The sequence below is a fragment of the Leptospira fainei serovar Hurstbridge str. BUT 6 genome, assembly GCF_000306235.2.
In the GTDB taxonomy this organism is placed as follows: domain Bacteria; phylum Spirochaetota; class Leptospiria; order Leptospirales; family Leptospiraceae; genus Leptospira_B; species Leptospira_B fainei.
On the sequence record NZ_AKWZ02000010.1, the window covers coordinates 1,050,298 to 1,076,864 of the forward strand.

Consider the following 26,567-nt stretch of genomic DNA (forward strand, 5'->3'; position numbering starts at 1 on the left):
TATGTCGCATATATATTGAAAAGTACAATTTCCAGGGAAAGGAAAAAACCAACCCTTATCTGCGATAGCAACGGTGAATAAGTTTGATATGATGAGACAGTAATTTGGGTTTATGTCTTATAGACATATTAAGCGCACATAATTTAGATGTTATCTACAGTTTAACTTCTATATTATGTCTCTTTTTTGATTGGCTGAGCCTACTCTTTTTACTGAAATTGGAATCGCGAAAGAATTTCGTTCACTTTATCGGAGAAATTTTTATCTTCTTTTATAAGCGATTCAATTTTACGAACAGCGTGTATTACAGTCGTATGTTCTCCGCCGAAGATTCGGCCAATCTGGCTCTTATTCAATCTATAGCTCTTATAAAGAATATACATGCATAGATGCCGAGGCACAATGAGTTCCTTCTTCCGGCTCTTTCCCATTATTTCTTTCGGATCTAGATTGTAAGAATTTGAAACGAATTCGATTACCTTATCGTGACTTAATTGAAGGTTCTTTTTTCGGAATATCCGATTTTTAAGAATTTCTTCAATCATCGAAGAAGTAAAGAATAGATGAGAGAAAGTTTTTTTATGCAATGCGAGATCATTCAAAGCTCCCAGTAATGTTCTGGTGTCGTCTTGAATAAGATCTGCGATTAGTTCGACGGCTTCTTTTGAAAGGCCTAGATTGAGAATTCTACTTTGTTTTTCGAGTATGCCGATACGGATTTCTCTGTCTGGAGGTTGTATGTCGGCTTGAACGCCCGTAACGAACCGAGATTTCAATCTATCTTGAATAGGGAGTTCCGAACTGGGTCTATCGGACGCGATTACTATCTGCCTTTTGCGCTCGAAAAGGAAATTGAATATAGTGAAGAACTCTTCTTGAGTCTTCTCCGCACCCGTGTTTAGAAGTTGTATATCGTCGATTAGCAAACAATTATACGATTGATACTTGATTTTAAAGGACTCGATCGCGTCCCTTGACTGCAAAGCAAACAGGAACTCACTCATGAAAGTTTTAATATCGACGTAATGAACGGTCTTCCACGGATCTTTCTTGATAATTTCCGAACCGATAGCGTGTAGTAGATGTGTTTTTCCAACGCCTACTTTACCGAAAAGGTAGAAAGGATTAATCTCTGCGGGATTGCGGACGCATTCGATAGCCGCACTATATGCGAGTCGATTGGAGTTTCCGACTACAAACGTATCAAAGGTATAATCATGGTTGAAAGAATAAGATTTGTCCTTAAAAGTTTCTTTCAGTACGAGTTGTAAACCTGTCGAGGATTCGAGAACCAACTCGACGGGAATTCTTGTTCCAGTGGTTTTGAAGATGGCTTCCTCGATATAGGCTTGGTACTTCTTCTCCACGTGGGTTTTGATATTGGAAGAAGGTGCGACAAGAATGCATTTAGCTTCAGTCAAGCTATCTAACTGAAGCGTGTGAATGAATTTGTCGAAGTAAGTCGGCGGAATTTCCTTAGATACTTCGTCTAGTATACGCTTCCAGCTTGAGTTCAAGCAAAACACTCCTATAAAGTTCTAAGTTCCGGATCCGCCGGCTGCTTTGCTTCCATTTAAATTTGGAATAACACCGGAAAAAAATAAAATTCTGGGGAAGTCGGAGAAAGTATATATCTCCCGACGAGAATACACTATTTTTCCGAGGAGGGTGACCTACAAATGAAAATTCGAGAATCCTTTTAGATTCCTTAGGAAAAACAAAGGAGATTAGAGATAGATAAAATATTATGTCGCTTTTATAATTAGCAATGATACGAGTAGTAAAACCTAATAATGGTTAGGTGAATACTATCTTTTAGAGGCGCGTAATTTTATTGGACGTCGTTTAACGATTAGAAAGAAGACTGAGTTCGTGAATGAGTTGAGAGAGAATTATATTCTCTTGTCCGTGAATTTTCTGATGCAGGTTCTCTTTGAATCTAAAAATCGCTTCTAACTTCGGAAAATTTTCTTCGAAAGATGATTTAGAGAATTCTTGAAGTAGCACGAGACTTACTAAATCTAAAAGGTCCTTAAAAGAAAAACCCTCTCTCCATTCGGGATGATCGTCTTTATAATTTAAGATCCATTCTTCTAAATGTAAAAGATGCAAGGGGGTTTGAACTCGATCCGAAATTTTAGAAATGACTAAATCCAATGCTTCCTTTGGACAATCGAACGTTTCCATACTTCCACCTTGGAAGGAAAAATATTCCTTTCCTTCTTTTTGATGAAGTTTACGAACGATCTCCTGGGGAAGGTATCCGAACGGGATGCAGACGGCGCGGCTGACGATAGTTTCTTTCAAGGAATCTAACGAATTTACAAGAAAGATAAACCTAGTAAATGCGGGAGACTCTTCCAACGATTTCAAAAGAGCCGTCTCCGCTTCGTTACCGATCATGGATGCATCTGGAATAATTATAAAACGTAATTTAGAAACATGCGGTTTATAATACAGTCTTGTTCTGATAAGCCATCGGATCGTAAATTCCTCGGGGTTTTCTTCATTGCCGATCGAAATTTGCTTATTTCTGTCTGCGGGAAACCATACTATGTCGGGATGTGTATGATGCATGAACGCTCTGCAGGAAGGGCAAACACCGCAAGATGTTCCCTCCAAACAGAGTACATGTCGAATGAATCTTTCAACTGCGGCTTCTTTGCCGGTACCTTCAGGACCGTGAAAAACTAGGAGCGGAGGAATTAAATCGGGATGTAGAGCGTATTTTTTTAGAAAGACGAGCGCCTTCTCTTGACCTTGAATTTCTTCGATACCGAAGCTGACACCCATGTCTGAATTAGAACTTTTTCAATATACGGGAGTCAACCAGTGTTTGTATTCCGGGATTCTTCCTTTTACTAATTCAAAGAATGTTGATTGAAGTTTCTGCGTGATCGGACCCATTTCTCCGGTGCCAATTGTTCTTCGATCGACCTGACTAACCCAAGCTATCTGGACTCCGGTGCCGGAAAAGAAAATCTCATCCGATATATAAAGCTCGCTTCTCGTGATTTCACGTTCGATAATTTCGTAACCGAGATCTTTTGCGATTTGTAATACCGACCTTCGAGTTATTCCTTCGAGTAACGACGAAGAGATAGAAGGCGTTAGTATTTTACCGTCCCTTACTAAGAAAATATTTTCGGCAGATCCTTCGCTAACAAAACCGCGCCCATCTAGGAAGATGGCTTCGTCATATCCGTTTTGGACCGCTTCGGATTTTGCAAGAGCTGAGTTGACGTACCCGCCGGAAACTTTAGAGAGAGTCGGAATCACCGTATCGTCGAATCTTCTCCAGCTCGATACCATGGTGGTTAATCCGCGTTTCGTATCCAGATAATCGTCGAGTTCCAATATGTAGATCGCTATTTCCGTTGGAACATCATGAAACCTCGGAGATAATTGAAGAGCGGATGTGTAAACGAAGGGACGAAGATAAACATTTCGTTTGTATCCGGATTGTTTTAGCAAATCCAATGTTATGTCTCGAAGTTCTTCCGGCGTCTTTTCACACTTTAGCTGCATGATTTTCGTGGAGTTTACGAGCCTTTTGTAATGATCTAGAATTCTAAAAACATAAAGATTATCGGATGCTTGATCATAGTAACCGCGGATGCCACCGAAGACAGTGGTACCGTATTGCAAGGCATGAGTCTTGATATTGATGTTAGCTTCTGTTTCGGGGACTATTTTTCCCTCAAAGTAGGAGAGTTTCTTGATAGATTCGGGCATGTACAGGGAACCTGAAAGGATACTAATGATTACATGATTCTTTGCATGGGTTTCGCTGTCGACTAATCATCTAAACGGAACTAGCGAGTTATGCAGATAGAGTCTAAAGGACATATGGAATCTTCTTTTTTTCCGAATAAATTCGATTGTGTTGTTGTAGGAGCAGGGCATGCCGGAGCCGAAGCTGCCTATGTCGCATCGATGGGAGGCGCTAGAACTCTCTTGATTACGATGAATCTAGATACGATCGGTCAGATGTCTTGTAACCCGGCGATCGGTGGAATCGCAAAAGGACATATGGTTAGAGAGGTGGATGCGCTCGGTGGCTTGATGGGAAGAGTGATCGATGCAACGGGTATCCAGTTTAAAATGCTAAACACTTCCAAAGGTCCAAGTGTTTGGGCGCCTCGAGCGCAAGCCGAGAAGAAAGAATATCAGTTAAAGGTGAAACACACACTGGAAGAAATCCAAAATCTTTCAATCCGTCAAGACACTGTGGAAGAACTGCTGATTGAGAACGATGCTATTGTCGGTGTCAGAACCGGGAGAGGTTTTGAGATTCTTGCCGGACATGTTATTCTAACTACCGGAACATTTTTATCTTCCATCGTTCATATTGGAACATACCAGAAAGAAAACGGCCGCTTTGGAGAACCGACAGTTAAAGGACTTTCTAAATCTCTTGCTAAATATAATTTAAAATTGGGACGTTTAAAGACCGGAACTCCCCCGCGCATACATGGAAATTCCGTGGATCTATCCGAGATGATAGTGCAGGACGGAGATCTTAATCCGTCCCCCTTCTCTTTCGCTACCGAGAAGATTACTCGAAGACAAATTCCCTGTTATATCACTTACACAAATGAGAATACGCATCGCCTCATTCATGAAAACATTCATCTTTCTCCGATGTATTCCGGTCAAATTCAGTCAACGGGACCTCGTTACTGCCCATCGATCGAAGATAAAGTAGTTAGGTTTGCAGATAGAGATAGGCACCAAGTTTTCTTGGAACCCGAAGGATATGATACTAAAGAGATTTATTTAAACGGAGTTTCGACGAGCCTTCCTGAAGAGATACAATGGAAATTAGTTCGCTCAATTGCCGGCCTTGAGAATGCGGAAATCTTACGTCCAGGTTATGCTATTGAATATGATTACGTCGATCCGACCGAACTAAAACCTACTTTGGAAACGAAAAAGATCAAAGGGCTATACCATGCGGGTCAGATTAACGGGACAACGGGTTATGAAGAGGCGGCCGCGCAAGGGTTGGTTGCTGCATATAGCGTCCTCTCTTCTTTACGCGGCGAAGAGCCTATGTTGTTCTCGAGAAGCGAATCTTATATCGGTGTGCTTGTTGACGATCTAGTTCATAAGGGCGTCGAAGACCCCTATAGAATGTTTACATCGAGAGCCGAGCACCGACTGCTACTTAGACAAGATAATGCCGATCAACGACTCATGGAATACGGTTTCAGGATGGGTCTGGTAAAAGAAGACTCCTATCGAAGAATGATAGAGAAGTATCGGAGAGTTCATGAAGTAAAAGAGAGAATTCAATCTCTTCCGTTAAAGCCTACACCTGAATTTGAATCGCTATTGGAACGGAAATCAATTACCGGATTCAAATATGGATCCAAGCTAGATTCTTTTTTGAAGCGCCCTGAAATATCATTCGATGACGTCGCATTTTTCGTTCCAGAATCGGATTCCTTATCCGCCGAAGATAAGAAAGTGATCGAGATGGAAGTTAAATACGAAGGTTATATCAAGAGGGAACAAGACACTATCGATTGGAAGAAGAGATTCTTATTAACTGCTATCCCTGAGGATATCGATTATGCTATAGTGCCCGGAATTAAGAAAGAAGCGATTCAAAAATTGAGCAAGCATCGCCCTCTAAACTTGGAGAAGGCAGCGCAAATTTCCGGCGTTGATCCCAGCGATGTCGATATGCTTCTGTTTTATATTAAGGGAAAAAGATTGAGTGCCGTATAAATTTAAGGATTGCATCAGATGAAGAATTAAAACTTCAAATACGTTGTCTGATATTTTCGAACAGAGAGCCCGCAATTCCGCGGGCTTTTTGGTCCTTGTTGGTTTGGTCTCTGCTATCAGGTTTAATTTTTAATCCATCGATAAAGCGATCCTGATATGACTTCCCAGCGAGAGATTTAAAAATGAGTTCATCGGTGTTCCGAATTAAGTGAATAGATTTCAGTTATTTTTGTTCGAGAACCCTATCCCTGTCGCACTCGTTTATGAGAGGTGTCTTCCGAGCCTGATAATGCGGATGTTTCATGTGAAACGCTTTCACTTCGCTCACGTTTAATAAATTAATCTTACTCTCATTTTGCTTACTAAGAAGAAAGCTCTTCCTGAGCTATCTGAAAATCATTGTTGCGGAAATCTTACGCGAGGATGATGCGAAGAGAAACGAAAACGAATCACGCCATTCTAAGCGTAACCTTCCGCGAATATACTAAGCTATCTTTCTTTTATGAGTCTTCACTTCGTTCGTGAAAATTGGAAGGTGGGCCCGCTCTTTTATTTGTACTTTTATGCGGGGCTGGCGTGTCTAAAATCGATTCCTATTATAAAAACTACGAAGGTTTTATCGAAAGATGGAAATGAATTCGCCATAGGGGTTAGTTGTTTATAAGAAACTCTCCGATTGAAACCTATATCGGAATTTGAATCGTTATGGGAGCAGGAAATCAATTAGGAGATTCCAATACGATGGCTTCGCAGTAGCTGTCGGGTTGAAGCATCCCAAAATATCCTTCGAAAATATTGTGTACTTCATTCTTAAATCAGAGTTCTTCGTTGCCGAGTCTGAGAAAGAAGCATCTCGCTCGATTCATTTCTGCGCATAGATTCAGTCTATTCGGTATCGTAAAGATGACTGTATAAAAAGTTATCGGTATGGATATCTCCAGTTTCATGGAACCTGATTTTGGAAAAGTTTAGGAAGGATATTCCATTCCTAGTTTCAAAAATTGAAGCACGCTATCCATCTCACTCCTAAAAAAGTTAGATCGAGGTTTAATTGACTTCGGACGATCATTCGTAGAATTGCAAACCTCACTGTTTCACGTGAAACGGCAGATATAAAAAAAGCCCGCCGGTAGAGCGGGCAAATTTATAGGAGTGTTTTTAATGAATCAATTGATTTCGATTACTTTCCGTAAACTAACTCATGGGTCTTTTCGAGGGCCCATTTATCTCCTTGTTTTATTAGAAAAGTAAATTGTTGTAACCGGTTATTATTGTCCCAGATCATCCGATTTAACCGTTCTAGATTTCCCTGAACATTCATGCGGCTAATAAGTTTTCCATCCTTATCGAATGTTAGAACTGTGGATGCTACCTGCTGTTTATCTTCGTTATAGATATTTTGTTGGTAGAGTCCCGGTTTATTGGAATCTTTTACGATGGAAAAACGTTCGATTTCCTTGGAATCACTCCAATCAGTTTGCGCATCTTTGATTAAACCATTTTCACCCCAGGAGAGGATCGTACATTTTAAGACTAGCTTCCCGCTCTGATCAAAGAGATCTAAGGAAGAAAGAATACCATTCTTATCATACATGAATGTTTTCGTTTCTAAATTCTTCCCATCTTTATCGAAGAGTTCTTCTTTCTGAACTTTCTTATCCTTGTAAGAAAACTTAGTGTATCCGTCAGACTTGCCGTCCTGCGAAATATAATCTTCTCTAACTAGTTTTCCGGATTCGTCGTACGAATATTTCGCGGTATAGATAACTTTTCCGTTCGAATTCTTAACTACCTCTTGGGAGGGGCCTCCTTTTTCCGAACCGATAACGTAGCGATCGGTGTGAGACCATTTTCCGGGAGTGAACGAATAGAGCGACGACGCAAAAAAAACGATTAAAGTAAAGAATCCGATACGGAACATGTATGAATACCCTCTAGTTAGACACATCGGCGTTTATATAAAAACATTAATAAGGTTTTCCATTATTCTTAAATGGGGTTTCAAAATATGGGCAAGAATTCTCCTTGCAGCGGGATCAAGCGACGCTAACTTTCGATGCGAACAAGAACGGACGTTTAAATATCGGGCGCCGTAATATGAGAAGCCCAAAAAGCGAAAACCGATCCTTATTATCTTTCAAGGAAAGGCACTATGTCCCTAAAAAAAATAGGATTGGGATTTCTCGGGTTACTGGGAATTTTCCTGCTTTATACGTTTATTTTCACCGAACGCGGAATCAATCCGATAACTCCAAAAGCAGAATTTCCAAAATTAGATTATAGTAAAATCAGCGAAGATGCCGCAAAAGATCTTCAAACTTATATAAGAATCGCAACTGTTCGAGGAAGAGAAAAAGAGGGAGCCCTCTTTTTAAAAGCTATTTTGGATAAGCGTGGAATCCATTCTCGCATTATAGAATTTCCGGGTAAACCGGAGCGCGCCTCTCTCGTCGCCGAACTGAAAGGTAAGGATCAATCAAAAGGAGGGCTGATCTTAACCAGTCATATAGACGTTGTAGAAGCTGAAGCAAAAGAATGGGCTGAGCCTCCTTTTTCCGGACTCAGGAAAGGTGATCGCATATATGGTAGAGGCGCGGTCGACGTTAAAGGTTTAGGCATAATGGAATTGTACGCGTTTTTATTAGCGCATGAATATAAGATTCCATTAGCAAGTAACTTAATGTTTTTAGCATTTGCTGATGAGGAAAGCCGTTCACTCCATGGCGCTCGTTTCTTAATAAAGGACCATAGGGAATTATTTAACGGATATGAATACGTATTGAACGAAGGCGGAACAGGTTCGAGAGATATTGCCGTCAAAGGTTCCAAGGTTTTTAATATTCAAAACGCGGAGAAAGGAGCGGTTTGGTTAGACTTGAAAACAAAAGCGGATGCGGGTCACGGAAGTACTCCCCCGCTGAAATATGCAGCTAAGTCGATGGTGGATTTTTTACAGGAAGTTCAGAAGATCGGGGACAAGACAATTCTTGGCGATGAGACCGCCGCGTTCTTTTTCTCCCTAGGAGATATCAGCCCATTTCCCAATTCGTTCGTATTGCGGCGCTCTCGGAACCCTTTACTTTTTTTGATAATGAAAGGAGTGATTAACTCCAATCGACACCTGCGAGCGATGACAAGAAATACGGTCAGCATTACAGGAATCGATAGTCACCCGATCGGAATCAATATTATCACTTCCGAAACAACCGGATCTATCGATATCAGAATTCTTCCGGGTCAGGATGAAAGAAAACTCTTCGAAGAGATTAAGACTCTCGGTGAAAAATACGGAGTTGAAGTAACCGCTCGGCATTTAGAACCGGGAACGAGTTCCCCCGTGGATGGTCTCCTTTTCCGTGTTCTGGCCGGAGTTAGTACATCTGTTGAACCTGGATCTATTGCAGCGCCGTTTCTTTCGCCCGGCACGACAGATAGTTCTTATTTGAGAACCATTGGATTAAAATGCTATGGACTCATACCGGCTTTATTAAGCTCCGAAGAAATAGACGGTATTCATGGAAAGAATGAGAGTATGACCGTCGGTGAATTAAAAATGGGAATCGAAATTTTATTCAAAACGATAATCGAATACAACCAAATTCTTCAAGGTAAAGAATGACAGAACCGGAGAAGCAGGCGGCGAAATTTAGCCACGATTCATTAGGGATACAGGATTCCGTTCGCTTTCGGTTTCCTCAGGAAAGCGATTCGATTCTGAAGCTTTTTGATTGGGATTTAATCGCCGCCTTTCTTTCATTTCTGGAATACAAAAATGAGGAAGGAGGTTTTTTTTCAAAGAGAGATACCGACGAGATTTTGGATCGTCACGTTTTAGAATCCGTTTACCATATTTATTCGATTCGAAAAGAACTTGGGTCGCTTAACAATTGGAAGGTGGGGGATGCCGGAACAGGACCGGGAATTCCCGGTTTTTTTTTCCGCTGCTTAGTATCTTCGGAGCGACCCAAAGTAATATTATTAGATTCCCAAAAACGAAAGCTTTCCTTAACCGATGATTTTATTCGAACGAACCAAATTACCGGTGTGAAATGTATCTTTGAACGAGCGGAAGAAGGAAGGGGCGATTGGGATCTCGCTGTATCGAGAGGATTTATTCCATTTCCTTGGAGCGCCGAAGTGCTCTGTCGGTGGGTAAAGCAAGGAGGTATTTATGTCCCATTTATCGGGAAAGATGAATTCGATTCGGATCTTGTGAAAGAGATTCTGGAACCGACTGGATTTCGGCTATTAAAAACGATTCATTTACCCGCGCTTGAATTTTTAGGGATGCGACATATTAAGTTCTTGAAAAAGGTTCTTTCACCAAGACAAGGTATCCCTAGGGCTTGGAAGGTTCTGGCCAAGGAGAGTAAATTAGAACATGGGAAAGATCGTATCGATCAGTAACCAAAAAGGTGGCGTCGGAAAAACTACGACCTCCATCAACCTTGCTGCCAATCTGGCCGCGATCGGAAAAAAAGTTCTCATCGTAGATTTCGATCCTCAAGGAAACTCCGGTTCCGGTTTAGGTTTGGAAATTAATACGCTGCCTAAAACTTCCTATGAACTTCTCATCGGAGAATGTTCCGCGAACGAATGCATTCGAAGGACCGACCTGGAAAATTTGCATATTATTCCGGCTAATATTAACCTTTCGGGCGCGGAGGCGGATCTTCTTGCCGAAGAAAATCGTGAATTTCGACTGAAAGAGGCGATCAGTCTTCTTAGAACCGAATACGATTATATATTAATCGATTGCCCTCCTTCTCTGGGGGTATTGACGATCAATGCGTTATGTGCGGCAGATAGCGTGATGATCACTTTGCAAACTGAATACTTCGCGTTAGAGGGACTGACCCAGTTAATGAAGATCATTTCGCTTGTTCAGGGAAAATTGAATCCTTCGTTGGAATTGGAAGGAGTTCTTTTGACCATGTATGATAAACGAACCAATCTTGCCCAACAAGTCGCCGAGGACGTAAAAGCATATTTCAAAGATAAAGTTTATACGACCGTTATTCCTAGGAACATTAAATTATCAGAAGCTCCTTCGTTTGGAAAATCGATTCTTTCGTACGATCCTGAAGGCGTTGGAGCTCAAAGTTATCGTAATTTAGCTTTAGAAGTGGCCGGGAAAAACTAAAGAATGAGCGCGAAGCCCAAAGCCCTAGGGCGGGGGTTAGGTAACCTTATCCCCGTCTCGGAAGATAAAGCTCTGAAAGAAGCCGGCGGAGAAGGCGCGCTTCGAGAAATTAAACTTTCTGAAATTAGACCTAATCCGGATCAGCCTAGAAGGACTTTTTCGGAGGATTCACTTCGTGAACTTTCCGAAACGATCAAAGCCCATGGAGTCATTCAGCCTATCGTAGTAAAGGAAACGGGCGGTGGATACGAAATCATTTCAGGAGAAAGAAGATACCGTGCATGCAAATTAGCCGGCTTCATGAAAATTCCTGCAATCGTAAAGAAGGCCAGTGAAAATCAAGCGCTGGAAATGGCTTTAATCGAAAATATTCAACGGGAAAATCTTAATCCGATCGAAGAGGCTTTAGCTTACAAAACTCTATGTGATAAACTAGGTTTGAAAATCAGCGACGTCGCAACGAGAGTCGGCAAGAATAGAGCCACTGTTTCAAACTTAATTCGGCTTCTTCAACTTCCCGATTCGGTAATGGACTTGGTTAAGAATGGAAGAATATCCGAAGGTCATGCGCGTCCGCTATTAGCTATCGCGGATAGAAAGAAGACAGAGCAACTGGCCTATCAAATTGCGGAAAAAGGCCTAACGGTTAGACAGGTCGAAGAAATCGTTTCAAACCTTACAGAAGAAACTCCCGTAAAAGAAAAGAAGAAAGCGAAGAAGAAGGAAGTAGATATCGTCGAATTGGAGAATAAGTTTCGAAAGAAATATTCGATGAAAGTGGATATTTCCCATAGTTCCTCTTCCGGAAAAGGAAAGCTAAGCATTGCGTATCCTAGCTTAGATGCTTTGCAAAAGATTTTAGATGCATTAGGTCTTTAATAATGTCCTCGAGTTCCGGAGATTTTTTCCATACTCTTCGGGTAAGATACTCCGAAATAGATGCCCAAGCAGTCGTATTCAATGCTCATTATTTAACGTACTTCGATACTGCCCTGAACGAATACATGAGGTATTTGGAGTACGACTATAAGGAAGAACTGGCCAAAAACGGTTTAGACTTCGTAGTAACTCGTTCGTTGATCGAGTATAAATCCCCGGCAAGATTCGACGAGGAATTGAATATCTTTATTAAAGCCGGAGTGATTAAGCCGGCTAGTATTCAATGGAATTTGGAAGTGCGAGGCAAAGAAAGCGGAGCTTTAATTTGCACTGGAGAACTCACTTGGGCGTTCCTTCAATTGGAATCCCGTACTCCGGCCAAACTTCCGGCGGTTTTTAAAAATCTTGAAAAGTAATCCGGTTTCAATTCATTAAATCTACGAGAAGTCCTCGGATATCTTCCATGCGCTTCATCAAATCGAACGTTGAATTATCCGGGTGAATTATAAAATCCGCTAACGTTTGAACTTTATCGTCTACGGTATTTATTAATTGATAAATCTTTTCCGAACCGCCTTTGGCTCTGCTTCGCAGCGTCTCTATCGAAGTGTTGCGATCCATAACTTCTCTAAGAATAGCCTGGACGATCCGTTTGTAGACGTTTAAATTTTCATAAGTGGGTGATTTTAGAAAATTTCTTTCCGCATCGGGTAAATCGCGTAGCAGCGAGTTTAAGTCCCGTGTCTTCTCTTGACTATAAGGTAATAGGTGTTCGACAAGTTCGAAAAATTGCGACTTTGAATCGGGGATCTCGGCTTCCGGCACTGCCGATGGGACCGGACTATAGAGACTGGAAGAAAAGGAGAGACCGTAGTCGCCTTTGCGTCTTTGATTTCTGTGTGGATCTTGAGAGTTTACTTTCAACGTGCAATCGGGTTTATTTTACAGTTACCCTCGAATTGCACTCCTTCTTCCATTACGACTTTGGGTGTAATGATATCGCCTTTCATTCGGCAACTTGCGAGAAGAGTGACTCGCTCAGTGGCAAAGATATTCCCATGGATCTCGCCGCCGGCAACTACAATCCGAGCTCTGATATCCGTATCGACGATTCCACTCTTTCCAATGAGGACTTTTCCGTCAGTTTTGATGGTCCCGCGGAAAATCCCATCTATACGCAATAAACCCGAAAGTTTGAAATCGCCGTTGAACTCGGCTCCTTCTCCAATAATACTATTTACCGCTAAATGCTCTTCGGTTTGGGCCATCAGTCTTGGATTTGGTTTAGGAATGCGAAGGGGTTGATTGCTCTTGTCCCGACGTGAATTTCATAATGAAGGCTGTATTGCGGGCTGTTTTCGGATTTACCCACGAATCCTATAACTTCCGCTTTCGATACTTGTTGGTTTTGTTTAACTTTTATTCTATCTAAATTTGAATAGATCGTTTTCCATCCGAATTTATGGGCCACCTTGACGAAGTATCCGGTATGTCGAGTATAACCGATTTCATATATAGTTCCGGGAGCGGTAGCAACGACTTCGGAAGCAGGGAATGCTCCAATATCAATTCCACTATTCATTTCTCTACGAGCAGTAACCGGATTTAGATATTCTCCGTAAGGATAGAGTACATATCCGCGGACCGGCCAAATAGACGGTGTTTGTCGGATGACGCTCTTTCTTTTTTTTAAGATACTAATGATTTCTTGAGTAAGTTCGTTTGCGACTTTTAGGTTATGAACGTCTTCTTTTAATCGAAATACTTCCGCTCCGGGAGGTAGCGGACTTCCATCCTTTAAAGAACCGTTGGAAGTCAACTTTTCAGCGCCGCCGATTCCTTTTGCAACTTTTGAGGAATCTCCCGTAAGGCGTCCGTAAAGTGCACCGACATGCGTATGATAATAGTCGACATGCTCGTGTAAGCTGTTTATCTCTTCCTTCATTTTTGCGGACTGACGAATGAAGTCTTGGTTTGAAAGATTAAGTTCGGTAAGTTGGTGAATCGATCCGGAATGACTCAGCACATTAACGGAACTGATTAATAGAAGAACAAGAATCGTTCCCACGAAGATGGTAATAGCACGATAGGAAATATGGAAATTAATCGTTTTTTGTTCGGAATGCGGAATGACCATCACGGTCAAACGTTCTCTACCTTTCTTATTCCAGTTCGCTACTTTTAGATCTAGCTTAAGCTTTAAGTCCTGGTATTTATAACGTAGCCGATAGTATATGAGAGCGAAGTATGATTTTAGATTCACTATTTATGTCCCAAATCTAACGGTTTTGCACCGATTGGCGTATGGAGTAAGGAATCTTAAAAATTCTCTTTTCAGTCAATCCAAATCGCGAAAACTGTTCCTTAAAAGCCGTCCAAAGCATGTATTCCATTATAGACACCCACTGTCATCTAGACATTGTTCTCGAACAAGGCCAGACAATCGACCAAAGCCTTCGTAATGCGAAAGAATCAGGCATTAAGAAAATCGTCCAAATCGGCATCGACCTTGATAGTTCTATTAGAGCAAAAGGTCTATCCGAAGAGTATTCCGATTCGGACATCGATATTTTCTATTCAATCGGATGCCATCCGACGGAGACCCACGAATTTCCAAAAAAAGAGGAAATTCTCTCTTTCATTAGCGAGAATCTGGATGACCCTCGCCTTTCCGCGATAGGCGAGATCGGTTTGGATTACTATCATGATGCATCTTCGAAAAATGAACAGATCGAAGTGTTGCATTCATTCTTAGATGCTTCTAATCGACATCGACTCCCGGTCGTGATTCATTCAAGAGATGCAGGAGAGGACACGATAGCGATTTTAAAGGAACATCGAGATAAGGCTTTCGGCGTTATCCATTGTTTTACTTACGATTATTCTATTGCTAAGAGATTAGTCGATCTGGGATATTATATCTCATTTTCAGGAATTCTAGCTTTTAAGAATGCGAGAGACATTCAGGAAGCGGCCGAAAACCTTCCGCTGGAAGCTTTACTCATCGAAACGGATGCGCCGTTTTTGGCTCCTCCTCCATATCGTGGAAAACGAAACGAACCCGCATTTACGAAATTCGTTCTGGAGAAAATGTTCTCATTGAGAAAAGAATCAAATGCCGAAGTAGAAAAAACTCTGTACAGCAATTCCGAAAAATTTATCCAAAGGAAACCCTTCTATCATGCTTGATCTTAAATTTATCACCGAGAACACCGAAGCTTTGAAAGCTAATCTTGAGTTACGCGGATTTAAGGATATCGGTCTGCTCGATGAGTTAGCTAGAATCATTCATAGAAAAAAAGAACTTCAAAAGGAAGCGGAATCTCTTCGCGAAGAGAGGAATAAGGCAAGCAAAGAGATCGGAAAAGTTAAGCAGTCCGGTGGAGACATAGCTGCCGCTTCCGCCGCCGTAAAAGAAATAGGGGATAAAATTAAGGAAATAGAGGCGGATCTGGAAATCCAAGAGAATCTCTTGAGTGAAATTAATTTAGGTCTTCCTAATATATTGGATCCGCAAGTTCCTCCCGGTAAAAACGAGAACGATAATAAGCTTCTGTATGAAGTTGGAGAAGTCAGAAATTTCCCATTTCAGCCTAAGCCGCATTATGAGCTTGGGGAAAATCTTAAATGGATCGATTTTGAGAAGGGAGTCAAACTAGGGGGCGGAAGAGCGTACACTTATTTCGGTTTCGGGGCCAAATTAGAAAGAGCGCTTGCGAACTTCATGTTAGAGACTCATACTGTCGAACATGGATATACGGAAGTTTGGGTGCCCGTCATGGTAAACGACGAATGTATGACAACTACGGGACAGTATCCTAAGTTTAAGGACGAATACTACAGATTAGAAAGAGATGAACTCAACCTAATTCCAACCGCAGAAGTCCCTTTAACAAATTTGTACAGGGACGAGATCATTCCGGAAAATTCTTTGCCTATTTCCATCACTGCTCATACTTCTTGTTTCAGAAGAGAAGCAGGTTCTTACGGAAAAGATACTCGTGGACTAGTTCGAGTTCACCAATTCCAAAAAGTGGAACTTGTGAAGTTTGCACGTCCCGAAGATTCCGAAGAAGAACATAAAAAGATGCTCTCTCATGCGGAGAATATCCTAAAAAAATTGGGGATCCGATACAGAGTGATGTTATTATGCAGCGGGGATATTTCTGCTGCTTCTTCCAAAACGTATGATCTGGAAGTGTGGATGCCTGGTTTGAATCGTTGGATGGAAATTTCTTCCGTTTCTAACTTCAAAGATTTTCAGGCAAGACGTGGTAAGATCCGTTACAAATCCAAAGAAGGTAAAAACCAGTTGGTCCATACTTTGAACGGTTCAGGTTTGGCGATCGGAAGGACCTTGGCCGCTGTCATAGAAACTTATCAAAAAGAAGACGGGACAATAGAGTTCCCCGAGGTTTTGAAAAAATATCTCTGATTTACTATTTATTCGTTATGTACTTTTATTTGAAAATTCATATGTTTTCTGTACTAATTTATTAAAAACACTGAAAATTATTGTACGATCTTAAAATAGCTTTCTAATATGTCTTTAATGGATTTTAGAGATGAATTTTCTATTCGAATGAAAAGAAAATACCCTAATACTTTTGATTGGGGGTTAGTTGGAATTTTAACAAAACAATCTCAAGTTTACACTTTGTCTTACGATTCGAAAATACTATCAGGGATTTTTGAAATATTTTGCGAACCCATTGTTAGGGAGATTGCTCAAGATTTTCAGCTTATTTTAGAAAAGACGAAACAGAACGCTTATCCTGATTTTACTTTGCATGATCCAAGGCAACCAGGAAAAAAAATTGCCGTAGAAGTGAAATCAACCTATAGATCTTTTAATATAGATGGTAGCATTAAACCTTTTTCTTATACCTTAGGATCGTATCGCTCATACATTAGAGATGGGAAAAAGAGTATTTTATATCCTTACGAAGAATATAAAGAGCATTGGATCGTGGGTTTTTTATATGAAAGAAATCCAGAGTGCAAAGAGACAGAAATACGACAAGTGATAGAAGCTTCTTCTCTAAAGTCGCCATTTATTAATATCGAGTATTTCGTACAAGAAAAGTATAAAATTGCTAGTAAGACGCAAGGGAGCGGTAATACTACTAATATTGGCTCAATTAAAAGTAATAATATTTCTGATTTTATTAATGGCAATGGTCCTTTCAGATCACATGATGAATTTAACAAATTTTGGAAAGAATATGGATAAAATTTTTGTTCCACCTATTAAATGCCAAGGTATTAAAACTAAACTGGTCCCTTGGATCAAAGAGTCTATACCATTTCATTTCAAAGCACGCTGGATAGAACCTTTTATGGGATCTGGAGTTGTTGGATTTAATACAGCTAACAAAGACGCTATATTTGCTGATGTTAATCCGTATTCGATTGAGTTTTACAATGCTCTGAAATTTAAAAAAATTACTCCAAATAAAGCTAAAGACTTTTTGTCAAAAGAAGGAGAAAATCTTTTCAAAAAGGGAGAGAAATACTATTACTATATACGTGATAGATTCAATAGAGATCACAATCCATTAGATTTTTTATTTCTTTCTCGATCTTGTTTTAACGGATTAATGCGTTTTAATAAGGCAGGGGAATTTAATGTTCCTTTTTGTCGTAAACCAGAAAGATTTTCCAAAGCTTATATTACTAAAATTGTAAATCAGATTGAATATGTTTATTCTAAGTTACAAACAACTAATTGGGAATTTATATCTCTTTCTTTTCATGATTTAATAATAAAGGCAAAAGAAAATGACTTAATATATTGTGATCCTCCATATTTAGGACGTCATGTTGACTATTATAATAGTTGGGGTATTGAAGAAGAACAAGAGTTGGCAGGTTTGTTGAAAAAAACGAAAGCACGTTTTATATTATCTACGTGGCTAAAAAATGACTTTCGGGTAAATGAGGCAATTTCTCTTCTTTGGGGCGAACATAATATAATTACTAAATCTCATTATTATCATGTAGGGGGTAAGATTGAGAATAGAAACCCTGTAGTTGAAGCGTTAATCACAAATTTTGATCTTGTTTCATATCCTAAAAGAGAAACAGTTAAAGAACTTTCCTTGGCATATCTCTGATTTTTTCTCCGAAAAAGTATCAGGTTTTTCCCTAAAAGACAGATAGTTAGAGTATGGTTTCCGAAATCCATACTCAGTCTTCTCGTTCTTTCAAGATCATCTCTGTCTTATTTTGTTATTTTGTGTTCGCAGGATTTTCCGTATCCGGTGCAGAGGATACTTCTTTAAAAGGTAAGGTTGCTCCTGTAAAAGGAGAGGTTAATACTTCTTTAAACGGATTCGGAATAAGCCTCTCGGACGACGGGAATACGTTGTACTATTATGCTAAGCGCAATAATTCGAATTATACCGATATATATAAATCCGTTCGCAACGGGGATCTATGGTCGACAGGATCGGAGCTATCGGAACTCAATTCTCAGTTCGACGATCAAAGCCCTTTCGTTTTGAATAAAGAAGAAGGTATTTTATTTTCTTCTAATCGCGACGGTAGCATCGAATTTATCTTACCGAACGGAAAGATCGGAGTATCAAGAGATATATATTTTTCTAAGAAAGGGGAAGGCAGGTGGCTTCGTCCTACTTCGCTTCCAACAACGGTTAACACATCCGCGATCGAAGAGAATCCTTATTTGTACGAGAATCGTTTATACTTTACTCGCTATCCATTCGGTGTCGTTGGTGAATCGGACATTTTCGTTTCCGAATACGATAATAAAACTTGGAATAAAGCATATCGATTACCCTCCCCCGTTAACACCGATTATGCCGAAATTGCGGCTACGATCGGAAGGGACGGAAAGACTCTTTATTTTTCTTCGAATCGGCCAGGCGGCTTCGGAGGTATGGACATATATAAATCGACCAGGAATCCCGACGGAAGTTATTCGAAACCGATTAATTTAGGACCGGAGATAAATTCGAAAGGTGACGAGGCGTTTTATGTCGAAGCTCCCGACGGTAAGAATGCTTACTTTTGTCGAAGGGACGAATCATCCAATTACGATATTTACGAAATCGCTTCATCGGAAAATTGGGATGATTTGAAAACCGGCAAAAAAATTTCGTTAGAAGCCATTCATTTTCAAAGCGGATCCTTCGAATTGGAAAACGATTCTAAACCTTCATTGGATCGTTTGGCTGATTTTCTTTCGGCAAACGACAAATCCAGATTAAAGATTACAGGCCATACCGATTTGCATGGCGAAACTCAGGACAATATGGTATTAAGTCGCCAGAGAGCGGAGGCAGTTAGAAAATACTTAATTCATAAGGGAATATCGCCGGCTAGGATTGAGACGGAGGGCAAAGGAAGCACCGAGCCTATTTTTCAGGATAAAAACCCCGAAACGGATCGGAAGAATCGCCGCACTGAATTTCAGCTTCTTGAATAAATCGAATTATATCTTGCGAAACGGTTAAGCAAAAATTTCTTTCAAGTCCCGGAGTTGCCGATAACATAGGTATCATGACGAGACCGAGCAATACCTTGCGAGCTCTCCTCCCAGCTCTCATTTTATTTATTTCAGAAGGTATTTTTGCGCAAAAAATACCCGCTAGTAGATTGGACCAAATCTTGGCGAAGAAGGAAATTATCGTAGGTGTAAACCGAGTTTATGAACCGTTTTACATTCAAGATTCACTCGAAGGATTTCCCGGCTTCGACGTTGAACTAGCGAAACTGTACGCCGAGTATTTAGGTGTCACGCTAAAACTAAAGCCGCTTAAAACCTTTAGACAGTTTTCGGACGAGATAGCCGTAGGCTCGATCGATATTGCATTGGCGGGAATGTCCACAGACTTAAGTCGCGGAAAGACGGTTAGTTTTTCGGATCCTTATTTACTTGCCACACCTGCCGGTCTTATTTTTAAGAAATCACTTCCTCCGGAACCGGAAGGAAGTATCGTAACAACTAGGTCGTTCAAGTCACTTGATGATCTATCCGTTTTGAATGGAGTTTCTTTTTCAGTTCGTTCAAATACTACAAATCATAATTACCTTTTGAGAAAATTCGGTAAAAATAAAATTTACAGTTATCTTTCGGATTCGGTGGCGATCGATGCGCTTATTAAGAACGACGTTACTTGTTACGTGGCCGATAGTTTATATATTCTCGCTTTACTTCAAAAACAACCTAGCTTGCGCGCGAGTTATTTGCCTTTGATCAATCCTGTGATGGACGATTATATTAGCGCGGCAATGCCGTTAAACGATCTTGTTTTCGTAGATAACTTTAATTTCTTCATTAAGGAATTAAAGAGAACGGGCGTAATTGAAGGAATTCGATCGAAATATTTCCTCTCTAAAGATTGGGTAAAATAATCGGTGAAAGATATCAGCCAATTACTAAGAATCGGCTTCTTATCTTTTGGGGTCGTTTTTCTGATAAATCCTCTTTCCGCACAGGAAATTGAAGAAAAAACTAAAATAGATCTGCAAGGTAACTATAGGGTTCGCGGATTCAATTTGGGTAGAGATATTTATTCTTCCCGTCAGACTCCGGTTACCCCGTTCGATAAACAGGCATTTCAAAATCAATATCAACAGAATGTGAATAATCAGATTCAGAACGAGATTAACGCGCGGAGTCGCGGATTACCGACTACTCTCTCCCCTTCGAGAGAAGATATGACGTACTACGACACTCGTATGACTTTGAATATGAACTTTGCAACTTCGAAGTATTTCGAAGCACTAGCGGGCGTTCAGATTGGTGATATGATATTCGGGGGAAAAGGCGTTGGGCAGAGTTCGAACATCGGCCCAGGCCAGGGTGGAGAAGCAACGTACAGTACCGCCGTAAACATTCAGACGAACTTTCTGTATTTAAATTTCAAACTACCAGAAAAAAGTTTTACGACGAGAGTCGGTTTGCAGCTCTTTACGTCCGCGCAGGGCCGAGTAATCTACATTCCCGGTACCGGTGTTACAATGACGAAAGATATTCGTAATTGGAATATGACTTTGGAAGGTGGTTGGTTAATCGCTAAGCAGAATAATCTGACCGATTTAGATAAGAATAGTTTCGCGGATAAAAATTATCAGGGAAATAATATTTATTTTTATAAAGTAAAGACCAGTTTTTTTAACAACGCCAGGCATGAGTTATACAGTTATTATATGGATGATACGTTGCGGGATATCCAGGATACTAACGGGGTATATGGGCTAGTCTCACGTCAGAGTCAATCCGGGCAATTGTTCTGGCACGGTCTATTCAATGAGTTTAATTTTTCGGACTTTACCCTTGTCGTCCACGGAATTTATAACCACGGGACTCTCCACTCCTTAAATCCGTATCGGGATACTAGCGGAAACGAAGTATATAGAAAATATGATCGTTACGCTATAAAGGGCGCCTTCTTCGACACGCAGGTTTCCTATCGATATAATGAGTCGCTGACCCTGAATTTTATAGCATTAGGCTCGACGGGACGACCAGGTTACGAAAAGGACGGCACTCGCTCTAATTTACACGGTTCAGGTTATCAAACTTTGTTCCCGGGATATTCGGTTTCGAATATCGCAATCGACTTCACCGGGGGATACGCGCTTTTCCCCGGAGGAAACGTTAGCGGTTTATATGAATATGGATTGTTTTCCGATATCGTGGTTGCAGGTCCGATTGTTCTTACTCTCGGCTATTACAGACTATACGGAACAAAGTCTCCGTTAATGGATAATAATCGATTCTATAATTCAGATAATTTTTATCAGACATCCGCGTATTTTGGCCAAGAATACAATCTCAATTTGAGATGGAACGCATTTAGAGATATGCAGATTCTTTTACGTTCGGGTTATTTTATTTCAGGTAACGGCTTTAAGGCTTATATGGATACGACGGGCGGTACGTTTTTACGGGAACTATTTGTGACAGCCGAACATAGATTTTAAGACGGTCACTATAATTTTAATCTTGAACGAATTGCGCGACCTAAGGTGTATTGATCGGCTAACTCGATCGAACCGCCTACGGTTATGCCGTAAGCGATACGAGTCACTACAACATTCAAACTTTGTAATTGTCGAAGTAAATAGTCTGCTGTTGCATCGCCTTCTAACGTAGGATTCGTGGCGACCAGAACTTCCTTGATTTCTTCAGGTTCGATCCTCGCTACTAATTCTTTAATTCTTAGGTCTTGAGGACCGATTCCTTCCAAAGGAGAAATTACACCGTTCAATACGTGGTATCTTCCCCGAAACTCGCCGGTATTTTCGATAAAGAAAACGTCTTCCGGTTGCTCGACTACGCAAATTGTATGTCCATCCCTTTTAGAAGAAAGACAAAGTTCACAGGTTTCTGCTTCCGAGTAGGCGCCGCACCGTAAACAAAATCGAATTCGATCTTTTGTATCCACGAGACTTTGAATGAATCCGTGAAATACCGTCGGATCTTGTCGGAGTAGATGGAAACTGATTCGATAGGCGCTCTTCTTTCCGATACCCGGCAGGGAAGAAAGCGCGCTTACCATACCTTCGATCAGATGTTCAGCCAATGTTACCGCCGAATAACTTTGAAATTTGGGAAAAATCGAATCCCCCGGTAACCGACTTAAATTCGTGCTCGGTCGCTTCCTTTGCTTTTTTAAGAGCTTCATTTGTTGCAGACAAAATCAGGTCTTCTAACATTTTATTATCATCAGAATCGAATAAAGTCCTGTTAATCTTTACGTCTATGATTGTCCCTTCTCCAGTGCTTGTAACCTGCACCATCCCGGCCCCGGCGTCTCCGATGACTCGAATATTGGAAATTCTTTTCTTAATTTCTTCGACTCGTTCTTTCATCTCCCCCATGCGGGAAAACATCTCGGAGGCATTCTTTAAATTATCAAACATCCGGCTAATCTCCTTATTTATCCAATTTAGGAACTTTTGCAGGATCCACATCAGTGCCTAAGAATTCGTTCTTAAATGATGTTTCCCATTCCGCATCTTCCGAAACGACATCTTTGGCCATTTCTTCCAAGGAGGAAAGAGCGGAGTTTGAGGTTCCGGATTTTACCGGCAAAGTATCTTCTTTATTCTTAGACTGAATTGATTCAGCGGTTTTCATATCGGATTTAAGGATTGCGCTTTGGGAATCACGGGAGAATTCTTCTTTTGCGTTTGTTTTGGATAGTCCGGAAAAGGAAGATTTCGCCGCATCCTGCTCCTGGATCATTAGGATTAAATGGTTAATCCTATCTACAAGACCCGATAGCGAGGGCCTATTTAAGTCTTCGACAAGTTTCTTTATTTGAATTTCAGTGAAGATCTTGATCTCGAACGAATTTCTAAGCTTGATAGTTTTGATTCTCTCGAATAGATCGAAGAGACGAAAAGATAGATGATTTAATAAGATAGGGTCGGTCGTTTCAAATTCCTTACGCATCCGTAGGAGATCCTCACGAGGATAATTTACGGATTCGGAATCTGCGACTGATTCCTTTAAAAGGCAGAGAGTATGACTGAATTCTATTGTGTCCCACAGGAATTTGTAGATGTCCTGTCCTTCCTGGTATAGAGTTTCAATAATTTCTAAAGCTTTTGAATGACTTTCCGGGGCCACTAAACTTTTTACAAAATTAGAGAGAAAGTCGATTCCATGATAGCCGATCATCTTTCGAATTTCGGTACCTATAATTTTGTTATCCGTAAATACTATTGCCTGCTCCATAAAGGAAAGCATATCCCTCACGGATCCGTCTCCTTTTTTTGCGACCCAAAATAAACCTTCGGTATCATACTGAGTTTTTTCCTCACGGCATAGGTTCTCGGCATAATCCTGCAAAACCGAAAGAGGAACTTTTTTAAAAACGAAATCCTGGCATCTTGATAATATCGTTTCGGGAATTTTTTGATATTCCGTGGTTGCTAGCACAAAGACAACATGCGACGGAGGTTCTTCTAAAGTTTTGAGAAGGGCATTGAAAGATTGGTCCGTGAGCATATGGACCTCATCTATGATATAAACTTTGTATTTACCGCCCATCGGGGTGAATTTCACGTTGTCCCGTAATTCGCGGATATTTTCTATTCCTCGATTACTGGCCGCGTCTATTTCTAAGACATCGCCGGAAATTCCCTTAGTGATTTCGATACAGGAACTGCATTGGTTGCAAGGTTCGTTATCGACGGGATTTTTGCAATTGAGCCGTTTTGCAAAGATTCTTGCGATAGTTGTCTTACCGACTCCGCGCGGTCCGAAAAAAATATATGCATGTCCGATCTTGCCTGATTTTACCGCATTTTGTAAGGCACCGATCGCCAGATTTTGATGAATTACATCCTGAAATCGTTGGGGTCGATACTTTCTTGAAAGGACTTCGTGATTTCCGGCCATAGGTGAACCATTTTACCAAATACTTTGGACAGATAAAGGAGGAAAAGCGGAAAAGGCGGAACTAATTTCGTTTATCGCGGAAGAATTCTTGAAAGGACAATCTTGTTTCCGCCGTTCGAATCAGTAAAAGATCCGGAAAAAAATTTCGACTATAGATTGTTTCAAGACTCAAAGAGGAAATACCTTCTCCCTGTCTGGCCGGTAAGAGATATGCAACCTTCGGTATCCGGGACAAAAGGATCGTTCCCGCGCACATTAGACAGGGTTCGAGAGTAGTAATCAGTAGACAATCGGTTAAATACCGATCTTTTAATACTTCCTTTGCCTTACCGATTGCGATAATTTCGCTATGCCGGGAAGAATCTTGAGAGACTTCTACCAAATTTGACGCTTCGCAAACAAATTCACCGCTTTTATAAATTCTTGTGAAACTAGGAATTTCTTCTCTATTTTCAGGACGCAAGGCGTGAAATCGTTCTAGAAATTCCGGTAGATATGGCAAAATTTCGTTCTGATCCATTTACTATCTTTGTTTCCCGTACCAATGAAATTCTACTTGCTAAGCTCAGAGGTAAATGGTTTTTTTTAGCGCATGATTCTTTCGGCCAAACTTCTTCGACCGGCCGGTTCTTCTTCTAAGCCGAATTCCTTACTCATAAGATTAAATTCGCCTCCCGGAGGAACGAACCTACAGAGACGTCCTTTAGTTTTAGGTTTAGCGTTGGACAGGAGTTGGTCCATGAAAGGGGATAAGTTAGAAGCCGTTATCCAGGCCTCCTCCTCTCTCGTAAATTGGCTGACGAGGAGAGATTATCTAACCGCCGTCGCCTATGCGGAAGATATTCAAGTCATTCAACCGATCGTTCCTCTTGCGGAAAAAAATTCCGTGATCCATAGACTTGGCACTATTCAAGTAGGCACTTCGACGAATTTAAGCGGCGGGTGGCTTCATGTTTTACGATCCCTCGAATTATTTCCCGAAACCGATGTGTACAAAAGAGCCATCCTCCTGACGGACGGAAATCCTACGCTTGGAATAAAGGACCCGCTTCAACTAATCGATATCGCCGCTAATGCGTATAAAAAAGGAATTACGACGACGGTTATCGGTTTCGGAAACGATTTCAATGAAATCCTTTTAAAGGAAATCGCAGAAGCCGGAGGCGGAAATTTTTATTTCATCGAAACACCGGAAGAAACCGGAGATATTTTCTTTCGCGAGTTCGGAGATATCGGCTCCTTATATGCGCAATCGATCGAAGCAAAGGTTCACTTCCCGAAAGGCGTAGATTTTCTAGACGTAGTGTCCGAGGTCGCTTATTATACGGAACCGGATCCGGAGGAATCAGGCAGAGCTAAAACTCTCGTGTTGGAAGTCGGGGATATGCGAGCCGATGACGTAAAAAGCATCGTAATCCATTTTAGACCTAGCGGAAAAGGTCAACCGGAATCGATCAATGTCGAAGCAAGTTTCTACGATTTATCGGACGGAATGAAACTGGAACAAAAGCAGAACGAACTAGAATTAAATTGGCTTCCCAACGACGTGAAGGAAGACGCCGACGTAATTGTAGAAACCTTAATCGCGCGCTCGGGGAAGGGCCTGAAGAAAGCCGGAGTTTTATTGAAGGAAGGCTATTCGGAAGAAGCGGTTAGTCTACTTAACGATTTATTAAAAGATATTAATGAAAAGGAGGAATTGGCGCCCGATGTTTTACAAAGCTTAGGGTTTAGAATTACCGCGCTGAAAGTTAGAATTTTGGAAAATTCTCCGACTGCCTCTAAGCATCTTGTGGCGTCAGCTTCCGAATTGAAATATGGCGGAGCCCTCGATTTTCCGATCGACGACGGTGTGGAATACCACGACGAAATCTTTTCTTATAGAACTACCGAGGATATCGATCTTTATAAATGCCCGGATATTAAGAATGCAATTCAGGAAAAAATGAAAGAAGGCTTTCGGTATGTGGTCTTCAATTTGGCCCGATCTTCGTACATCGATTCTTCGGCTATCGGTATGTTGATCCAAGTAGCGGGTTGGCTTCGTAAGAGAGGGGGCGAACTTATCGTTTGTAATTTAAGAGACTCCGTCAAAAAAGTCTTTTCTATTACAAGATTGGAATCGCATATCCGCTCCGTAGAAACCGAAGAGGACGCATTTTATCTGCTCCAAACTTGGATCCAAGAAAAACGGATCTAGTTTAAAAAGGTTTCGGCAGCGAGGATTGCATCCTTCACTTCGCCGTACAGACCGACCGGAATTGCAATGCCTTTCTGAGTCGGTTTGTATTCGCCTTCGCTGTCAGTGTACCAAACACGCAAATTCAAATATTTATTACCCTTGAACTCGGAGATTTCCACACGTATGATTTCTCCTTTGCCTTTGTCTATATCTCTAATTACGCTCATCTAAAAATCTCCCAGGTC

General features: G+C 41.0%; 27 protein-coding genes. 14 read left to right on the plus strand and 13 right to left on the minus strand.

What is annotated here, in order from left to right; translation table 11 throughout:
• Positions 1-209 precede the first annotated feature (209 nt).
• From dnaA to LEP1GSC058_RS14115, 3 genes are all read right to left on the minus strand, one after another.
• Positions 210-1,517, minus strand: coding sequence for a chromosomal replication initiator protein DnaA (gene dnaA, locus LEP1GSC058_RS14105; RefSeq protein WP_016550027.1), 1,308 nt, complete (start codon positions 1,515-1,517; stop codon positions 210-212).
• A 328-nt stretch (positions 1,518-1,845) separates the two neighbouring features.
• The gene (locus LEP1GSC058_RS14110) at positions 1,846-2,793 is read right to left on the minus strand and encodes a hypothetical protein (RefSeq protein ID WP_016549899.1); all 948 of its coding nucleotides are present in this window, start codon (positions 2,791-2,793) and stop codon (positions 1,846-1,848) included.
• Positions 2,794-2,811: 18 nt separating this feature from the next.
• Positions 2,812-3,735, minus strand: coding sequence for a branched-chain amino acid transaminase (locus tag LEP1GSC058_RS14115; RefSeq protein WP_016550759.1), 924 nt, complete (start codon positions 3,733-3,735; stop codon positions 2,812-2,814).
• 90 nt (positions 3,736-3,825) lie between these two features.
• On the opposite strand from LEP1GSC058_RS14115, the gene mnmG reads away from it, so the two are divergent.
• Positions 3,826-5,736 carry a tRNA uridine-5-carboxymethylaminomethyl(34) synthesis enzyme MnmG gene (gene mnmG / locus LEP1GSC058_RS14120; RefSeq protein ID WP_016550564.1) on the plus strand — a complete coding sequence of 637 codons (1,911 nt, stop codon included), beginning with the start codon at positions 3,826-3,828 and terminating at the stop codon, positions 5,734-5,736.
• Between the two features lie 1,180 nt (positions 5,737-6,916).
• Here the strand turns inward: mnmG and LEP1GSC058_RS14125 are convergent.
• Positions 6,917-7,657 (minus strand): hypothetical protein, encoded by a 741-nt coding sequence (locus tag LEP1GSC058_RS14125; protein WP_016550160.1) that lies wholly within the window; start codon positions 7,655-7,657, stop codon positions 6,917-6,919.
• Between the two features lie 231 nt (positions 7,658-7,888).
• Here LEP1GSC058_RS14125 and LEP1GSC058_RS14130 point away from each other — a divergent pair, with 231 nt between their 5' ends.
• Genes LEP1GSC058_RS14130 through LEP1GSC058_RS14150 form a run of 5 tightly spaced genes read left to right on the plus strand, consistent with a single transcriptional unit; the run spans position 7,889 to position 12,174 of the window.
• Positions 7,889-9,355 carry a M20/M25/M40 family metallo-hydrolase gene (locus LEP1GSC058_RS14130; RefSeq protein ID WP_016549443.1) on the plus strand — a complete coding sequence of 489 codons (1,467 nt, stop codon included), beginning with the start codon at positions 7,889-7,891 and terminating at the stop codon, positions 9,353-9,355.
• On the plus strand, positions 9,352-10,143 hold the full coding sequence (locus LEP1GSC058_RS14135; RefSeq protein WP_016550267.1) for an RsmG family class I SAM-dependent methyltransferase: 792 nt from the start codon (positions 9,352-9,354) through the stop codon (positions 10,141-10,143). Before LEP1GSC058_RS14130 ends, LEP1GSC058_RS14135 begins: the two co-directional genes overlap by 4 nt.
• On the plus strand, positions 10,118-10,879 hold the full coding sequence (locus tag LEP1GSC058_RS14140) for a ParA family protein (RefSeq protein ID WP_016549717.1): 762 nt from the start codon (positions 10,118-10,120) through the stop codon (positions 10,877-10,879). The genes LEP1GSC058_RS14135 and LEP1GSC058_RS14140 overlap by 26 nt, the downstream gene beginning before the upstream one ends.
• A gap of 3 nt (positions 10,880-10,882) precedes the next feature.
• A complete protein-coding gene (locus LEP1GSC058_RS14145) occupies positions 10,883-11,758 on the plus strand; it encodes a ParB/RepB/Spo0J family partition protein (protein ID WP_016550394.1) in 876 nt (291 codons plus the stop codon).
• Between the two features lie 2 nt (positions 11,759-11,760).
• Complete coding sequence (locus tag LEP1GSC058_RS14150) at positions 11,761-12,174, plus strand: acyl-CoA thioesterase (protein ID WP_016549923.1); 414 nt, start codon at positions 11,761-11,763, stop codon at positions 12,172-12,174.
• Between the two features lie 7 nt (positions 12,175-12,181).
• Here the strand turns inward: LEP1GSC058_RS14150 and LEP1GSC058_RS14155 are convergent, their stop codons facing one another.
• From LEP1GSC058_RS14155 to LEP1GSC058_RS14165, 3 genes are read right to left on the minus strand one after another with little or no spacing between them, the layout of a single operon-like run.
• Positions 12,182-12,682 (minus strand): YaaR family protein, encoded by a 501-nt coding sequence (locus LEP1GSC058_RS14155; protein ID WP_016550674.1) that lies wholly within the window; start codon positions 12,680-12,682, stop codon positions 12,182-12,184.
• Positions 12,679-13,026, minus strand: a complete 348-nt coding sequence (locus LEP1GSC058_RS14160; RefSeq protein WP_010571539.1) for a bactofilin family protein — start codon at positions 13,024-13,026, stop codon at positions 12,679-12,681. The genes LEP1GSC058_RS14155 and LEP1GSC058_RS14160 overlap by 4 nt, the downstream gene beginning before the upstream one ends.
• Complete coding sequence (locus tag LEP1GSC058_RS14165; protein WP_016550881.1) at positions 13,026-14,021, minus strand: M23 family metallopeptidase; 996 nt, start codon at positions 14,019-14,021, stop codon at positions 13,026-13,028. The genes LEP1GSC058_RS14160 and LEP1GSC058_RS14165 overlap by 1 nt, the downstream gene beginning before the upstream one ends.
• 119 nt (positions 14,022-14,140) lie before the next feature.
• Between LEP1GSC058_RS14165 and LEP1GSC058_RS14170 the strand changes: the two genes are divergently transcribed.
• From LEP1GSC058_RS14170 to LEP1GSC058_RS14200, 7 genes are all read left to right on the plus strand, one after another.
• The gene (locus tag LEP1GSC058_RS14170; RefSeq protein ID WP_016549650.1) at positions 14,141-14,947 is read left to right on the plus strand and encodes a TatD family hydrolase; all 807 of its coding nucleotides are present in this window, start codon (positions 14,141-14,143) and stop codon (positions 14,945-14,947) included.
• Entirely contained in the window at positions 14,940-16,193 is a 1,254-nt protein-coding gene (gene serS, locus LEP1GSC058_RS14175) for a serine--tRNA ligase (RefSeq protein WP_016549577.1), read from the plus strand. The genes LEP1GSC058_RS14170 and serS overlap by 8 nt, the downstream gene beginning before the upstream one ends.
• Before the next feature lie 108 nt (positions 16,194-16,301).
• A complete protein-coding gene (locus LEP1GSC058_RS14180; RefSeq protein WP_016550157.1) occupies positions 16,302-16,991 on the plus strand; it encodes a type II restriction endonuclease in 690 nt (229 codons plus the stop codon).
• Positions 16,984-17,874 carry a DNA adenine methylase gene (locus LEP1GSC058_RS14185; protein ID WP_016550606.1) on the plus strand — a complete coding sequence of 297 codons (891 nt, stop codon included), beginning with the start codon at positions 16,984-16,986 and terminating at the stop codon, positions 17,872-17,874. The genes LEP1GSC058_RS14180 and LEP1GSC058_RS14185 overlap by 8 nt, the downstream gene beginning before the upstream one ends.
• 53 nt (positions 17,875-17,927) lie before the next feature.
• Positions 17,928-19,208, plus strand: a complete 1,281-nt coding sequence (locus tag LEP1GSC058_RS14190) for an OmpA family protein (protein ID WP_016550292.1) — start codon at positions 17,928-17,930, stop codon at positions 19,206-19,208.
• Between the two features lie 74 nt (positions 19,209-19,282).
• The gene (locus LEP1GSC058_RS14195; protein ID WP_051133801.1) at positions 19,283-20,137 is read left to right on the plus strand and encodes a substrate-binding periplasmic protein; all 855 of its coding nucleotides are present in this window, start codon (positions 19,283-19,285) and stop codon (positions 20,135-20,137) included.
• Positions 20,138-20,149: 12 nt separating this feature from the next.
• Positions 20,150-21,712 (plus strand): hypothetical protein, encoded by a 1,563-nt coding sequence (locus LEP1GSC058_RS14200; RefSeq protein WP_039948669.1) that lies wholly within the window; start codon positions 20,150-20,152, stop codon positions 21,710-21,712.
• Between the two features lie 8 nt (positions 21,713-21,720).
• Here LEP1GSC058_RS14200 and recR read toward each other — a convergent pair whose 3' ends face one another.
• The 5 genes from recR to LEP1GSC058_RS20530 all read right to left on the minus strand — a co-directional run bounded on the left by recR (position 21,721) and on the right by LEP1GSC058_RS20530 (position 24,881).
• Entirely contained in the window at positions 21,721-22,314 is a 594-nt protein-coding gene (gene recR / locus LEP1GSC058_RS14205; RefSeq protein ID WP_039948406.1) for a recombination mediator RecR, read from the minus strand.
• Complete coding sequence (locus LEP1GSC058_RS14210) at positions 22,307-22,654, minus strand: YbaB/EbfC family nucleoid-associated protein (RefSeq protein WP_016549737.1); 348 nt, start codon at positions 22,652-22,654, stop codon at positions 22,307-22,309. The genes recR and LEP1GSC058_RS14210 overlap by 8 nt, the downstream gene beginning before the upstream one ends.
• Before the next feature lie 13 nt (positions 22,655-22,667).
• Positions 22,668-24,140, minus strand: a complete 1,473-nt coding sequence (gene dnaX / locus LEP1GSC058_RS14215) for a DNA polymerase III subunit gamma/tau (protein WP_016550496.1) — start codon at positions 24,138-24,140, stop codon at positions 22,668-22,670.
• 61 nt (positions 24,141-24,201) lie between these two features.
• The gene (locus LEP1GSC058_RS14220; RefSeq protein ID WP_016550812.1) at positions 24,202-24,660 is read right to left on the minus strand and encodes a nucleoside deaminase; all 459 of its coding nucleotides are present in this window, start codon (positions 24,658-24,660) and stop codon (positions 24,202-24,204) included.
• Positions 24,661-24,725: 65 nt separating this feature from the next.
• Positions 24,726-24,881: a hypothetical protein gene (locus tag LEP1GSC058_RS20530; protein ID WP_232224698.1), complete on the minus strand. Its 156-nt coding sequence runs from the start codon at positions 24,879-24,881 to the stop codon at positions 24,726-24,728.
• Here LEP1GSC058_RS20530 and LEP1GSC058_RS14225 point away from each other — a divergent pair.
• The gene (locus LEP1GSC058_RS14225) at positions 24,880-26,340 is read left to right on the plus strand and encodes an anti-sigma factor antagonist (protein WP_232224699.1); all 1,461 of its coding nucleotides are present in this window, start codon (positions 24,880-24,882) and stop codon (positions 26,338-26,340) included. The two genes, LEP1GSC058_RS20530 and LEP1GSC058_RS14225, sit on opposite strands and share 2 nt — an antisense overlap.
• On the opposite strand, the gene LEP1GSC058_RS14230 is transcribed toward LEP1GSC058_RS14225, so the two are convergent.
• Positions 26,337-26,549 (minus strand): transcriptional coactivator p15/PC4 family protein, encoded by a 213-nt coding sequence (locus tag LEP1GSC058_RS14230; protein WP_016550352.1) that lies wholly within the window; start codon positions 26,547-26,549, stop codon positions 26,337-26,339. The two genes, LEP1GSC058_RS14225 and LEP1GSC058_RS14230, sit on opposite strands and share 4 nt — an antisense overlap.
• Positions 26,550-26,567 lie beyond the last annotated feature (18 nt).

Coding starts and splice junctions, on each gene's coding strand:
- LEP1GSC058_RS14140 (WP_016549717.1), top strand. CDS start 10,118: ATGGGAAAGATCGTATCGATCAGTAACCAAAAAGGTGGCGTCGGAAAA.
- LEP1GSC058_RS14135 (WP_016550267.1), top strand. CDS start 9,352: ATGACAGAACCGGAGAAGCAGGCGGCGAAATTTAGCCACGATTCATTA.
- LEP1GSC058_RS14145 (WP_016550394.1), top strand. CDS start 10,883: ATGAGCGCGAAGCCCAAAGCCCTAGGGCGGGGGTTAGGTAACCTTATC.
- LEP1GSC058_RS14230 (WP_016550352.1), bottom strand. CDS start 26,549: ATGAGCGTAATTAGAGATATAGACAAAGGCAAAGGAGAAATCATACGT.
- LEP1GSC058_RS14210 (WP_016549737.1), bottom strand. CDS start 22,654: ATGTTTGATAATTTAAAGAATGCCTCCGAGATGTTTTCCCGCATGGGG.
- LEP1GSC058_RS14160 (WP_010571539.1), bottom strand. CDS start 13,026: ATGGCCCAAACCGAAGAGCATTTAGCGGTAAATAGTATTATTGGAGAA.
- LEP1GSC058_RS14195 (WP_051133801.1), top strand. CDS start 19,283: ATGACGAGACCGAGCAATACCTTGCGAGCTCTCCTCCCAGCTCTCATT.
- LEP1GSC058_RS20530 (WP_232224698.1), bottom strand. CDS start 24,881: ATGGACCAACTCCTGTCCAACGCTAAACCTAAAACTAAAGGACGTCTC.
- mnmG (WP_016550564.1), top strand. CDS start 3,826: ATGCAGATAGAGTCTAAAGGACATATGGAATCTTCTTTTTTTCCGAAT.
- LEP1GSC058_RS14125 (WP_016550160.1), bottom strand. CDS start 7,657: ATGTTCCGTATCGGATTCTTTACTTTAATCGTTTTTTTTGCGTCGTCG.
- LEP1GSC058_RS14180 (WP_016550157.1), top strand. CDS start 16,302: ATGTCTTTAATGGATTTTAGAGATGAATTTTCTATTCGAATGAAAAGA.
- dnaX (WP_016550496.1), bottom strand. CDS start 24,140: ATGGCCGGAAATCACGAAGTCCTTTCAAGAAAGTATCGACCCCAACGA.
- LEP1GSC058_RS14170 (WP_016549650.1), top strand. CDS start 14,141: ATGTATTCCATTATAGACACCCACTGTCATCTAGACATTGTTCTCGAA.
- LEP1GSC058_RS14110 (WP_016549899.1), bottom strand. CDS start 2,793: ATGGGTGTCAGCTTCGGTATCGAAGAAATTCAAGGTCAAGAGAAGGCG.
- LEP1GSC058_RS14150 (WP_016549923.1), top strand. CDS start 11,761: ATGTCCTCGAGTTCCGGAGATTTTTTCCATACTCTTCGGGTAAGATAC.
- LEP1GSC058_RS14225 (WP_232224699.1), top strand. CDS start 24,880: ATGAAAGGGGATAAGTTAGAAGCCGTTATCCAGGCCTCCTCCTCTCTC.
- LEP1GSC058_RS14185 (WP_016550606.1), top strand. CDS start 16,984: ATGGATAAAATTTTTGTTCCACCTATTAAATGCCAAGGTATTAAAACT.
- LEP1GSC058_RS14130 (WP_016549443.1), top strand. CDS start 7,889: ATGTCCCTAAAAAAAATAGGATTGGGATTTCTCGGGTTACTGGGAATT.
- LEP1GSC058_RS14115 (WP_016550759.1), bottom strand. CDS start 3,735: ATGCCCGAATCTATCAAGAAACTCTCCTACTTTGAGGGAAAAATAGTC.
- LEP1GSC058_RS14190 (WP_016550292.1), top strand. CDS start 17,928: ATGGTTTCCGAAATCCATACTCAGTCTTCTCGTTCTTTCAAGATCATC.
- LEP1GSC058_RS14220 (WP_016550812.1), bottom strand. CDS start 24,660: ATGGATCAGAACGAAATTTTGCCATATCTACCGGAATTTCTAGAACGA.
- serS (WP_016549577.1), top strand. CDS start 14,940: ATGCTTGATCTTAAATTTATCACCGAGAACACCGAAGCTTTGAAAGCT.